The 13,824-nt window shown below is 48.3% G+C and carries 9 protein-coding genes; 4 read left to right on the top strand and 5 right to left on the bottom strand.

Features of this window, described 5'->3' with window-relative positions:
- Positions 1–69: 69 nt before the first annotated feature.
- The gene (gene chrA / locus ASG33_RS13075) at positions 70–1,212 is read right to left on the bottom strand and encodes a chromate efflux transporter (RefSeq protein WP_056285540.1); all 1,143 of its coding nucleotides are present in this window, start codon (positions 1,210–1,212) and stop codon (positions 70–72) included.
- A gap of 58 nt (positions 1,213–1,270) precedes the next feature.
- Positions 1,271–2,227, bottom strand: coding sequence for an isopenicillin N synthase family oxygenase (locus ASG33_RS13070; protein ID WP_056285538.1), 957 nt, complete (start codon positions 2,225–2,227; stop codon positions 1,271–1,273).
- Between the two features lie 153 nt (positions 2,228–2,380).
- Here ASG33_RS13070 and ASG33_RS13065 point away from each other — a divergent pair, with 153 nt between their 5' ends.
- From ASG33_RS13065 to ASG33_RS13050, 4 genes are all read left to right on the top strand, one after another.
- On the top strand, positions 2,381–2,971 hold the full coding sequence (locus ASG33_RS13065; RefSeq protein WP_056285535.1) for an RNA polymerase sigma factor: 591 nt from the start codon (positions 2,381–2,383) through the stop codon (positions 2,969–2,971).
- Positions 2,972–3,058: 87 nt separating this feature from the next.
- Positions 3,059–4,195 carry a FecR family protein gene (locus tag ASG33_RS13060; protein WP_056285530.1) on the top strand — a complete coding sequence of 379 codons (1,137 nt, stop codon included), beginning with the start codon at positions 3,059–3,061 and terminating at the stop codon, positions 4,193–4,195.
- A 166-nt stretch (positions 4,196–4,361) separates the two neighbouring features.
- On the top strand, positions 4,362–7,862 hold the full coding sequence (locus ASG33_RS13055; protein WP_229238634.1) for a TonB-dependent receptor: 3,501 nt from the start codon (positions 4,362–4,364) through the stop codon (positions 7,860–7,862).
- Positions 7,863–7,878: 16 nt separating this feature from the next.
- Positions 7,879–9,777, top strand: coding sequence for a RagB/SusD family nutrient uptake outer membrane protein (locus ASG33_RS13050; RefSeq protein ID WP_056285523.1), 1,899 nt, complete (start codon positions 7,879–7,881; stop codon positions 9,775–9,777).
- 124 nt (positions 9,778–9,901) lie between these two features.
- Here ASG33_RS13050 and ASG33_RS13045 read toward each other — a convergent pair whose 3' ends face one another.
- The 3 genes from ASG33_RS13045 to ASG33_RS13035 form a co-directional block, all read right to left on the bottom strand.
- Positions 9,902–10,756 (bottom strand): sugar phosphate isomerase/epimerase, encoded by an 855-nt coding sequence (locus ASG33_RS13045; RefSeq protein WP_056285521.1) that lies wholly within the window; start codon positions 10,754–10,756, stop codon positions 9,902–9,904.
- Between the two features lie 216 nt (positions 10,757–10,972).
- Positions 10,973–12,349, bottom strand: coding sequence for a pitrilysin family protein (locus tag ASG33_RS13040; protein ID WP_056285518.1), 1,377 nt, complete (start codon positions 12,347–12,349; stop codon positions 10,973–10,975).
- Between the two features lie 40 nt (positions 12,350–12,389).
- Positions 12,390–13,712, bottom strand: a complete 1,323-nt coding sequence (locus tag ASG33_RS13035) for a pitrilysin family protein (protein WP_056285516.1) — start codon at positions 13,710–13,712, stop codon at positions 12,390–12,392.
- Positions 13,713–13,824: the final 112 nt, after the last annotated feature.

Genomic DNA, 13,824 nt, shown 5'->3' with positions numbered 1-13,824 from the left:
AAGTAGTATGTGTCATCAAGGAGATGAAGTTTAGTGAATAGGCAATTTAGGGAAAAAAGGCTGCATTCCTTAAAAGAGCAGTCCCAAAACCAATCCGCCGAGGATAATGAAGTAGGAGGGTATTTTGGCGAAGGTGAGCACGAGGAGTGTGGCGATGACTGTTGCGAGTGGTTGCCAGTTCGTCATCATGGGTTGAAAAAGGGAAATGGCTGCCGCGATCGTCAGCCCGCAGCTGGCTGCGTGCACTCCTTCCAGCGAAGCCCTAATGCCGCGGTATTTTTTGAGCTGGTTCCAGAATGGATAGGCAAAGAAAATGAAAAATGTACCCGGTAAGAAAATGCCGGTGGTAGCCACAAATCCGCCCACAATCTGTCCGAAAATACCGTGCGACTGCAGCGACATGCTTCCCACAAAAGTAGCAATGGAGAACACCGGCCCCGGTACCACCTGCGTCAGCGCCATTCCCGCCAGGAATTCCTGCTCTGTGAGATAGCTTTTAAATTCAACAAACTCGTTGTAAAGAATGGGAACAAGCACCTGGCCGCCGCCAAATACCAAACTTCCATTCCTATAAAAGTTTTCAAAAAGGCGCACCGGAAGTGAGTTGGTGATCTTACCTACAATCGCCGCCGCCACCAGTACTGAAATCCAGAAGATAATGGGCCGCCATTTGATCCGGATCGGTGCCTTCTCCATTTTTTCGTGTTTTTTGAAATTAAGGGAAGCTGCTACTCCGCCCAGAATGATCAGCACCGGCGTCATGTAAGGCGAAGGGTAGAGGTAAGCCAGAATCGTGGATATGATCAAAAACGTCCATCCCAACCTGTTATGAACAACGCGGCGCGTGATCGAAGAGGCGCCGTGCATCAGAAATGCAACCGCCATGGGACCTACAAAACGCGTAAAATCCAGTGAAATGGATTTTGTTTCAAGATAATGGATCCCGATAGCCGCTGCGGTCATCAGTACCATTGCGGGGATGGACCATACAACCAGGGTGAGGTAAGCAAGCGGCTGCCCCCCGATCTTCAAGCCGATCGCCGTCACGGTCTGCGTGGAGCTTGGCCCGGGCAATACCTGGCAAAGTGCTTGCAATTCCAGCAGTTCTTCTTCTGTAATGTACCTTCTTTTGCGGACCAGCCGCTCGATCATCATCATCAAATGTACCTGAGGCCCGCCAAATGCAGTGAGCGAGAGCAGGAGGATATCCATCAGGTAAATGATGTATCTGAAACGGCGAATGGGTGGGGGAGCCAAAATGGTCGCAGCGTTATTTTTTCAGTCCCAGTTCCCGCAGACGTTCATCCAGGAATTCGCCGGCTGTCATATCCGTGTACAATTTTGGTTGCTCCGGTGTAATGCAGCTTTCCAGGCTCGTCAGGTCCATGTCTGCGCGTGGATGCATAAAGAATGGGATAGAGTAGCGCGAAGTACCCATTTTCTCCCGCGGCGGATTGACCACGCGGTGGATCGTGGATTTCAGTTTGTGATTTGTCAGCCTGTCGAGCATATCGCCTACATTGACAACAATCTGGTCTGGCAATGCAGTGATTGCGATCCATTCGCCGTCGCGCCGCAACACTTCAAGTCCCTCTGCACTTGCGCCCATCAGCAGGGTGATGAGGTTAATATCTCCGTGCGCCGCAGCCCTCACCGCACCTTCGGGTACCAGCTCAGGGTTTGGGATAGGGAAGTAATGCAATGCGCGGAGCAGACTATCCCCGTTTTTTACCTTATCTTCAAAATAATCTTCTTCCAGATTCAGGTAGACAGCGATAGCGCGCAGAAGCGTTTTTCCTGTACTTTCGAAGGTTTTATAAACTTCAAGCGTGTATTTTTCAAAATCCGGAAAACCTTCCGGAAATACATTGGAAGGCATATTCCCGATTGGCTCCGGCTGACCAACGTGGTAAAACTCTTTCAGGTCGGCTACCTTAAAACCTTTTGCTGTTTCTTTCCCTTTGCTGATATACCCGCGCTGCCCGAAAAGGTTCGGAAATTCGTATTTTCTCTTGATTTCATCAGGTTGTCTGAAAAACTCCTGCACTGCGGCATATAATTTTTCACGCAGCTCATCACTCAGTCCGTGATTTTTGATCGCAACGAAGCCGATGTTTGTAAAAGCGGCACCGAGGTCAGCCACGAACTGTGCTTTTTGCCCGGGATTTCCGGAAGTGAAATCGGCTAAATCCAGCGAAGGGACTTGATTCAACAATGCAGGTTCCATATTGTCCTTTTTTGTGCAAAGTATAAAACTATCGCGGAACTTGGCAAGCTAATCATGCAACATATCAGGCCGTGCAAACCGGATATGTTCCAGGCGCACTTGCTGTCTTTAATTTAATTATTATAATTTTAATTAAAATTTTGCTACTCAGCTATGACACATACACTTCCGGAAACTGAACTGTGGGAACGTTTTGTTTCTGGCGATCAGCAGGCATTCAGTCAGCTGTATGATCAATTTTCAGACAGCCTTTTTGCATTTGGAATGCGGTATACTACTGATGATGATCTGGTAAAAGACTGTATTCACGATCTTTTCATCGACCTTCATAGTTATCGCACGGGCTTGTCGCAGGAAGTGAATGTGAAATTTTATCTCCTCAAATCTTTCCGCCGAAAGCTATATGCGGCACATCGCAAAGCAACCAGGCTGAGGTTGGACCGGTGGAATGCAGACGATACTTTTGGAATGAATGCGTTTGCATTCAGTATAGAACAGGAAATCATCATAGACGAAGGCCAGCGCGAACTCATGCAGCAGCTCGCCGCTGAATTGAACCAGCTTCCCGAGCGCCAGCGGGAAATCCTTTACCTGCGGTATAATCAGAACCTGGATTACGATCAGATAGCCGCCGTAATGCAGATCTCGGTACCGACCTGCCGCACTTTCATCTACCGCGCCTTGAAGCAGCTCCGCGGAAAGCTGGAATTTGGTTCAGTTATCCTGATTTTCTGCTGGCAGTAGATATTTCCAACTTTTTATAAAAATAAATCATTTTAAGAGTCTATATCCTGACGAAAGCTTTCTCTTCTATGTCAAACAAGTTTGCGCATGAAGAAAAAACTACCCAGGAAAGGAAAATCGCAGGATGCCGAGCTTCCGGAGCTTTCCCCGGAGGATCAGAAAACAGCAGAGGCGACGCGCCAGCTGATGCAGCATATCCGCCACGAAAGTCTGCCGGTTACGGAAAAGACTTACTTGTGGACGCGGGTGGAGGAAAGTATTCAGCAGAAGAAGCATGTTAGATTGAACAGGCTGTGGTACTCGGTAGCAGCTTCTGTTGCTATTCTGCTTCTTTCCGGATTAGCGTATTTCAGTCTGAACAGAGGTGCCGGCACCGCCATGCAGCAAATAGCTTCAGCAGCAGTGATTGACACAGAAGTGACGCAGCTTGTTTTGGCAGACCGGAGAATGATTAGTTTGCAGGAACAGAATTCCTCCCTCACTTATGGAAAGAATGGCAGTCACATCCGCCTCGACTCTGTCACAGCGATTGATCAGCAGGTTCTGGGGCAGGAATTCAATACATTGATCGTACCCTATGGAAAGCGGTCGGTGGTTACATTGACAGATGGTACCAAAATTTGGGTAAACTCGGGCTCCAAGCTGGTTTACCCGGCGCAATTTACTTCGGCGGACCGGGAGGTATATCTGGAAGGCCAGGCTTACTTCGCGGTAACCCATGCTGAGGATAAGCCGTTTTTTGTACATACTAAAAACATGAAAGTCCAGGTTTTCGGGACAGAATTCGACATCAGCGCCTATGCCGACGACCAGCTTACGTCAGCGGTGCTCGTGAATGGAAGCATTGAACTTACTGCGAACCAGCAGTCGCTTTTCAAAGCTCAGAAACGCAAACTGAAACCGGGAATGCGTGCGGTTTATAATCCCGGAAATACTTCGCTTAACGTGGAGCAGGTGAATGTGACGGAATATGTTTCCTGGAAAGACGGGTACCTGTTAAACAATCACGCTCCGCTGGGGGAGATCCTTAAGAAGTTGTCGCGCTACTATAAGGTGGATATTGAACTGGGCGAAGCGGACAGCAGCACGGAAACATTTTCAGGGTCGCTGGATCTGCAGGAAGACATTACGCACGTGCTGGACATATTGTCGGCGGCAACATCACTTACGTATCACCAAACAGAAAGGAGGTTTGTTTTAAGGAAAGGCACCATTACGCAATAAAAAACGGAAGACGCGGCAACGTCTTCCGATCGATTACACTTGCCGGCAAGCAAGTGATTTCTGTAACCATTGTATCAACAAAAGTCATATCAAATTTATGAAAAAATTTGACCATTCGGGGCATCGCCCTTGGGGAGTGCTGTGTTCCCGGAAATTCCTGAAAATTATGAGGTTGACTATACTGCTGTTGTGGATCGCAATGATGAGCGTTCATGCGACAGGCTATTCCCAAAAAAGTCGGATGGATGTGAAAATCCGCAACGGGAACCTGACCACGCTGTTCAGGGAGATCCAGGAAAAGACAGATTACCGGATCTTTTACAGTGATGATCTTTTCGCCGGAAAGCGGGAAGCTTCTTTGAATCTCGATGTAAAAAACGAGACCGTTACTTCCATTCTTAACAAGGCGCTCAAAGGATCGGGGCTGGCTTATAAAATCATAGGAAAGCAGATCGCGGTGTTCAGGAAGGAAGAACAACAGAGCCAGACGCTCATTCGTACCATCTCAGCAGAGCCTGCCGAGCCAGTTGCAACGATCCGGGAGATCACGGGTACAATTCAGGATACGAAAGGAGTAGCGCTCGCCGGCGCGACGGTGATAGTTAAGGGTACTGACAAAGGTACCTCCACCGACGCAAACGGAAAGTTTACCATTGAAGCGGAACAAGGCGATGTGCTCGTCATTTCATTCATTGGGTTTCTGGGAACAGAACAGGTTATCGATGCACAAACTTCAATCAACATACAACTGCAGGAAGACCTGGGCGGATTAGAGGAAGTAGTGATCGTAGGCTTTGGTTCGCAACGTAAAGCGACCATTACCGGCTCGATCGCGACCATTACGACCGAAGATCTGAAACAAAGTCCGACTGCCAGCATTACCAATGCGCTGGCGGGCAGACTTCCCGGTCTTTTTGCCAACCAATTCAGCGGCGGTGAGCCAGGAGTTGACAGGAGTGATATTTTTATCCGCGGTACCGCCACTTATGGAAACCAGTCTCCGATTGTGATCATCGACGGTTTGGAAAGAAGTATGGATTATCTGGCACCTTCTGAGATAGAGACATTTACAATCCTGAAAGATGCGAGTGCGACAGCTCCGTACGGGGTAAGGGGCGCAAATGGCGTAATCCTTATTACCACGCGTCGCGGGAAAGTGCAGGATAAGGCAACTGTGAATTTTAAAGCTTCGGTAGGTGTGAACCAGCCCGTGAAATTCCCGACTTACCTGGGTTCGGCTGATTATGCGATGTTATATAATGAAGCAAGAAGAAACGATAATCCCGACGCAGATCCGTCTACCCTGAACCTGTTTTCGGAAGCCTCCATTGCGAACTGGAGAAAGGCAAAAGGCGACAATTCTGACGGGCTGGGCTACAATTGGGATTATTTCGATTATGCATTCAAGCCTGGTGTGCAGCATGATTACAGTTTATCTATTAGCGGTGGATCTTTGAGGGCCAGATACTTTGTTCTGGCCAACTATTTCCAGCAGGATGGTAACTACAAGCACACCGATTTGAGTACCAACAGTACACAGGCTGTGTTTAAGCGATACAATTTCCGCTCAAATATTGACATTGATATAACAGATAACTTTTACGCCAAACTCGACATTGGCGCCCGCATTACCGATCGCAATGCACCTGGTACATCGGCGGCGAGGATTGTGGAGCTCGCTAATACGCAGCCTTCGTATCTGCCGATAACTGTTGAGCCAAATGACGATCCTGCGAACCGGGTTTTTGCAGCGAATAACCCGCTCGGAATGCTTTATGGCGATCAGATTTACAGGTTTAATATCCTAGGTGAATTAAGCCGGACAGGCTTTTTAAATGAAAAGAATACTTACCTGAACGGATCATTCTCGCTGGGGCATAAGCTCAATTTTATTGCCGAAGGATTATCAGTTGACGGAATGTTCTCCTACGACGCCAGCGATGGCGGCTGGATCAACCGGAAGGTGAATACTTACTCCGAAGGTTACCGGGAGTATCCTGGTTATGCCACATTCGTGCCGGTTGACGGGAGTGACGTATATCGTACACCGGGACACTATACCGGTGCGTATAAATCTGGTAACAAGTATGATATTGACCAGACGATCGGGAATGGATATGACAACAAAGACAATGAAAGTCGGACTTATATTCAGGCCAAGATTGATTACATGCATAACTTCGGTTCGCATCATGTAACGGGGATGGTCCTGGGCAACAGGTCGCGCCGGATTATCAACAACCAGGTTCCATTCAGCTACCAGGGCGTTACTGCCCGCGCCACTTACGGTTACGACGACCGCTATCTGCTGGAATTCAATGCGGCATATAACGGATCGGAGAACTTCGCCAAAGGCAAGCGTTATGGCTTCTTCCCATCGGTATCAGCGGGCTGGGTAGCTTCCAAAGAAAGATTTATGATCAGTTCACAAAACTGGTTGAACAACCTGAAAATCCGCGGTTCTTACGGTCTGGTAGGCAGCGACCGCGTACCCAATGACAAGCGGTTTATTTACCTGCAATACTTTGGCGGAAGAGACGGTGACTACAATTTCGGTACCGATAATTTTGGTTCGGGAGCAGGCGGGTATTTGTCGGAAGGCGACCTGGCCAATCCTGATTTAACCTGGGAAAAGGCGAGAAAAGCGAATATTGGTATCGACGCCACATTTTTCAAGCACCTCACATTCACCCTCGACCTTTTCCACGAGCACCGGTATGACATTATTACGGATATGGGTGGCGGCAACAAGCTAGGCTTTCCGGATCTTGTTGGAAAAAACGCTCCTTATCTTAATTCGGGCATCGTCAACAACAAAGGGTTTGATCTTGAAATAGGATGGAGTGGCAGCATTGGTAAAAACGTCACCTATTTTATTCGTCCAAACCTTTCATTTGCGCGCAATAAAATCGTGTTCATGAATGAGATACCTTATGCCTACGGCGGCCGGGCCAATACAGGTAAACGGATCAAAGAGCATTTTAACTACATATTCGATCATTTTGTAAGCAACCAGGAGGAAGCGGATGCATTGAATGCGATGAACCAGGGCAGCGGTTACCAGTCTTGGGGTACGCTAAGACCCGGCGACGTGGTGTATAAAGACCTGAATGGCGACGGGCGCATTGATGATCTGGGCGACAGAACTGCTACCGGAAATCCCGTGAACCCTGAGCTGATGTTTGGTCTCCCGGTTGGTGGTCGCTTCAAGAACTTCGATTTCAGCATGCTTTTCCAGGGCGCGGCCAGCGGTTCCATGCAGCTTTCGGGCGCGGCGGTATACGACTTCCCGCTGTTCAATCAGGATAAATATGGTAAAGTGAAACCCATGCATTTGAACCGGTGGACTCCCGAAACAGCGGAAACCGCTACTTATCCGGCGCTTCATTTTGGAGATCACAGCAACAACAAGAACAATGCGAGCAGCCTCTTTTTGTATGACCGCAAATATGTGAGGTTAAAAACCATAGAGCTGGGCTATAATCTGCCAAAGCCTGCGATAAAGAAGATTGGCCTGGATCAGGTGAGATTTTATGTGCAGGGAATGAACCTGCTTACCTGGGACGGGCTGGGAGAAGTAGATATGGATCCCGAAACAAACGAAGGTACCGGCGATTGGTACCCGATCCAGAAAGTGGTGAATTTTGGTGTTGACATTTCATTCTGATTATTCCTTACTATTTATGAAAACCAGAAAAATATATACAATAGCCGCATTACTGATAGGTGGAATGCTGGCCTCGTGTGACCAGGACTTCCTGGATAGAAGACCCGATGACCAGGTGGATGCCGAGCAGGTTTTTACACGATATAATAAAACTAACCAGCTGATCACTGATCTGTACGACAATGCAAGAGGCTCCAACAGTCCGCTTGTGTTCTTTTCCCACTTTTCAACTGCCCCGGTGACTGACGAGGCCGAGGGATCAACGGCGGAAGGAAGTCTTACAAACAAATTCAACACGGGCGACTGGAATTCGAATACAATGCCCGACCGCAGCAGCCGCGGCCAGTACTGGTGGGATCTGTACGATCGGATCAGAAAAACGAATGTAATCCTGGAAGGTGTGCGGAAATACAAAACGCCTGATAATCCATTGCAAGCTGGGGATTTATCCAAAAGATTGGGGGAAACCTATTTCATGCGGGCGTACTTCCATTATCTGGCTGCAAGAATGTACGGTGAGATAGTATATATGAACCGGACCATTTCACCTACTGAACAAATGGATTTCAAACAGGAATCCTTCCACGCCATTGCCGCCAAAATTTCAGCGGACTGTGACTCTGCGATTGCGCTGGTACCAGGCAGCTGGGGCGGGGCGGATTTTGGCCGGGTGGATAAAGGCGCGTGTCTGGGACTGAAAGCGATGGTAGCCTGGATGGCAGCCACACCTATGTGGAATGGCGGTTCTTTTCCGAACGATACCCGCGCATTTGCTGCGGAATATGCATTCAATGCGGGACGGTGGACTGCAGCAAGAGATGCGGCCAAAGCTGTAATCGACTTCAAAGTTGACGGGCGGCTGCGTTATAGTTTGTACAAAGGTCACGATGCCAGCGATTTCAGGGACGATGCAGGCGTAAACAACAACAATTCAAAGGTACCCGCACGGCTTTGGGATTTGTATCACAATATGGAAGCATTTCAGAATGAGGCTGTTTTCTTTGTAACAAGGGACAAGGACCATAACTGGCAGGGCGACATTTATCCGCCAAGCTGGGGAGGCAGCTCGCGCCAGATGCCGGTGCAGGAGCAAGTTGATGAATATGAATATGTAGCTAAAAACGGGTACGGTTATCCCATTTACGCAGCCCGGGCAAAAGCCGACGGGTACGATGATGCGAATCCATATGAAGGCATTAAACGTGATCCGCGCTTCCACCGCGACATTGTCTACCACGGTTCGACATTCAAAGGAAAGGTGATCAATACTGCTACCGGAGCGGATAAGATAGGGGCGACCAATTCAACTACTACGGGGTATTTTTTACGTAAAATCCTCCGGGAGTCCTGGAACCGGGACAAGAGCTTTGCGATCAGCGGCCCGCCGGTCTGGCGTTTGCCTGAGTTTATCTATATCTACGCCGAAGCTGTCAATGAAACTGCCGGTCCCAACGCGGAAATATATGCGATGATCAATGAGGTGAGAGCACGTTCATTTATGGCGCCAATGCCGCCGGAAGTACAAACAAATAAAGCTTTGATGGACGAATACATCAAGCGCGAGCGCCGGGTGGAGCTGTTTTACGAGAACAACCGGATCTGGTCTTCGAGGCTTTACCTTGAACCAAGTTCGCCGAAAGAGCTCGCGAGAGAGCAGGCGTGGCAAAGTTCGGGCGCTACCAACGAACAGCGCGCGCAGCTAGGCTGGCCTTACCCGAAGACGCAGAGAATGATCAACGGAATGAAGCCCGTCGAAGATCCGAATGGAAAAATTGAGGTAGAAGGCAAGAAGTATAAAATGCAACGCTACTTCATAGAAAGCCGCGTCTTCGTCGCGCCAAGGCATTACCTGTTCCCCATCATGCAAGACGAACTGCAAAGAACACCAACTTTGAAGCAGAATCCGGGTTGGTAGTGCTTCGACCGCCCGGCGGCCCGGTGCGCTCAGCATGACAAGGCAGTGATGCTCAATATGCTTTGTCAGTCTGAGCGCAGTCGAAGACCTGTGCACAACTAAATACTCCATCCTCCCTTTTAAATTACTCCTTAATCGACTTAATATAAGCAATCGTCTGTGGAATCTGCTTTAAGTAGCTTGGGCTTTCGTCTTCAATGAAATAATGCTTGATCCCTACTTTCCTAGCGGCTTTCAATGTTGCCGGGATATCTATCTGGCCGGTTCCTAATGCTACGTCGTTGGTAGTGGGCGTGCCGCCTGACAGGTTGCCTACTACTCCTTTTTTCAGGTCTTTCAGGTGCATCAGCTTCCAGCGGGTTGGATATTTGAGCAGCAGCTTCGCAGGATCTTGTCCCGGGAATGCGGTCCAGAGTACGTCCATTTCGAAGTTCACGTATTCGGGATTGGTGTTTTTGACAATGTAGTCAAACAGGGTACCATCTTCATAAGGCTCAAATTCGTAGCCGTGATTGTGATAAGTCAGCTCAATACCTGCTTCTTTCAACTCCTTTCCTGCTTTGTTGAAGTCAGCTACTGCCTTCTTTGCCGTTTCAAGGTCAAATTTTCCATTGTGAGGAATCCAGGCTACCATCACGTATTTGGCGCCCAACGTTTTCGCGTCTTTGATCGTTTGAGCTGTACTTTCGGCCAGCAGCTTGTAATCTGCGCCAATGGACACCATTTTGATGCCGCGCTTGTCCAGCTGCTTACGGAGTTCCTCAGTAGCCATTCCCTTGATCGGGCCGCCTTCCATTTCTGTTACGCCCAGCGATTTGATAGTATCGAGCGTCGCTTCAATGCCTTTCGGCCAGCTGCCGCGGAAGGTATAAGCCTGCAAGCCAATCGGGCTGGTATAAACCTTACCCTGCGCCAAAACAGCCTCCTGCCCCACCAAAGTAGCAGCCGCAAACAGGCAAGTTTTTAATAGTTTGTTCATTTTTTCATTTGGTTAATGGTGACTTTGTGCCTTGTGGCTTCGACCGCCCGGCGGCCCGGTGCGCTCAGCCTGACAAAGCTTGTTAGCGCTCAGCTTGACAAAACTTGATTGCATCAGCGTCGTAACCATGCCTTGTCATGCTGAGCGCACCGGGCCGCCGGGCGGTCGAAGCAACGGGCACAATGCAACTAAAAGTAACAGCCCCTCCAACTTATACTAAAACCCATCCGCCTTAATCTGCTTCTCGGTAATATCCCCATACTTCTTTACCTGATCGCGGATTTCGCTTGCTTTTCCGATGAGGACAAATTGCAGCTTGTCTTTCGGGAAGTAGGTATCAATGATTTCTTTTGCCCGGGCCGGCGTCAGACCGTCGACTTTGGTTTGGAATGTATTGATATAATTTTCGTCAAAACCATAAATGTGCATATCCGTAAGCAGCCGCGCAAGTGCTCCGGCCGATTCGAATGTGGGTGGGAAGCTGCCTTTTACATACGCCTTGGCAGATTTAAGTACTTCTTCGCTCAGGCCGGTTTTATGCAAACTGTCCAGTACCTGCACTGCCATATCAATGGCCGGAACTGTGGTGGAGTTCTTGGTAAAAGTGAAAATGCTGAATGTGCCTGCAAATTTATTGCGCGAAAACTGGCTTCTCGCACCGTAAGTCAGACCGGAATTCACCCGTAATGCATCGTTGAGCCAGGAAGTAAACCGGCCGCCGAGTACCGTATTTACCACCATGATCGGTACATAATCCGCGGAATTATAGTCAACACCCTTTCCGCCGATCATGAATGTGGTTTCTCTTGCGTCGGGCTTGTCAACCAATAATACTCGGCTTTTCTCGAATTCCAGATCCGGCGCCACGCGTTTTACCATGCGGTAATCTGCCGTTTTCCAGGAGCCGAAAAGGGCGGTGATTTTCTTCTTCATATCGGCAGCTTTGAAGTCACCAACTACAGCAATCGCGCCGCGCCCGGAGGTGTAGTTGCTTTTGTAAAATGCCTTTGCATCTTCCGCAGTCATTTTCGAAACAGTTGCCTGCGTACCGTCGCCGGGAATCGCGTAAGGGAAATTGCCGAAGAGGAATGCATTGTAGTAGTGCCCGATCACAGAGCGCGGACTTTCTTTTTGCTGCATTAACTGCACGAGTGTCCGCTGCTTGTATTTGTCGAACTCCGTTTTATCAAAAACCGGGTGTACCAATACCTGCTGAATAATATCCAGTAATTTTTCCTGGTCCTTTGTGGCAAAGGATGAACTGATGCCCGCCATATCCTTCGATGCGAATGTATTCAGCGTAGCGCCGACGAAATCAGTGGCTTCCTCAATCTGCGGCTTCGTGTATTTTTCGGTACCAAAGAGTAATGCATCTGAAGTCACCAGCGCCATCCCTGCACGGTCGCCATCGTTGATTGAACCAGCGTCGAAAACAGCAGATACATTGATCAATGGGACTTCGTGCTGCTCCATCAGAAAAACGGTCAGCCCGTTTTTCAGCTTAAACTTTTCGTATGTCGGAAGCTTAAAATTGTTTTGTGCAGAGGCAGAAAGCGAAAGCAGCGCTGCCCACACAAATAGTATCTTTTTCATATTTCAAAAGTTATGAATGAATGTCAATGAGATAGCCGGACTATTTCGATTTTTCTGGAAGCAGGTATCCCACTGTGCGGTTGCGATCGGTGAAGTATTTGGCCGCAACCCGCTTGATATCCTCTATCCCTACTTTTTTATACAATTCCGGTGCCTCAAACATTTTTTTGTAATCACCAAAAAACACATCGTAGCTCCCCAGACTGTTTGCTTTTCCATTGATTGTTTCCAGCGTGCGGTAGAACTCCATTAACTTCTGATTTTTCACTTTTTGAAGTTCCGTATCAGTCACGCCCTCTTTGATAATTTTCTCAATTTGTACGTCAATTGCTTTTTCAAGATCAGGTGCGGATACATTACCCCCGGCGATTGCATAGATCACAAAAAGGCTCGGATCAAAACTCTGGTCGGTAAAGCTTGATACGCTGGTCGCCAGGGTAGAATCCATTACCAGCGACTTGGTAAGGCGGGAAGAATTACCGGAAGTGAGCAGGCTGCTCAGCAGGTCGAGCGCGTAATAATCTTCGTTTTTTGTTTCCGGCACGTGGTACGCCATTAAAATGTTTGGCGTAGCAATGTCCTTGTAGGCGGTCACTCTTCTTTCTCCATTTTGAGCAGGCTCCACAGTCCTGATTTTCGGAGGTAACCCGCGTGCAGGAATGGGCGCCATATATTGATCGGCCAGTTTTTTTACTTGCTCCACCGTAATATCGCCCACAACCACAACGGTCGCATTGTTCGGTGAGTAGTAAGTTTTGAAATAGTTTTCCAGGTCTTCCTGTGTCCAGCTTTTAATATCAGACTCAAACCCGATCACAGGGAACATATAGGGATGCTCCTGGAATGCAACCGATTGTACAAGTTCGCCGATCAGGCGGTAATTGCTGTTTTCCAAACCGGTACTGCGCTCTGATAACACCACTCCGCGCTCACTTTCCACCATTTTTGGGTCGATGGACAAGTTGGCAATCCGGTCGGATTCGAGCTTGAAAATGGGCTCCAATGCATCTTTCTGAAACCAGTCGGTGTACACCGTTACGTTTTCGGTGGTATATGCATTGTTAGAGCCGCCGTTTGCTTCCATAAAACGGTCGAATTCTTTTGGTCCGAAATTCTTCGAACCGTTGAACATCATGTGCTCAAAAAAGTGTGACAAGCCGGTAATGCCGTGCACTTCATTGCGGGAGCCTACCTTCCAGAAAAGGTACATATTGGCATTTGGAATGGAGTGGTCTTCGAGCACGAGGAACTTCATTCCGTTGGCTAATTCGAAAGTTTTCACATCTCCTGGTTTTGTCTGCGCAAATGCATTGCCCAAACCTGCTGAAACGGCCACTAGCAGCAGTAAAAATTTTAGCCTCATAAAAAATCGCTGGTTAATGATTTCGTAATGATAATGAAAATTAAAAAGCTGGCGTGGAAAAAATCTAAACGCTTATTTTTGGCAGTTGAATAATCCTAAACCATCAGATTTT

Source organism: Dyadobacter sp. Leaf189 (assembly GCF_001424405.1).
Lineage (GTDB): Bacteria > Bacteroidota > Bacteroidia > Cytophagales > Spirosomataceae > Dyadobacter.
This window is presented reverse-complemented; position numbering and strand designations above follow the sequence as displayed.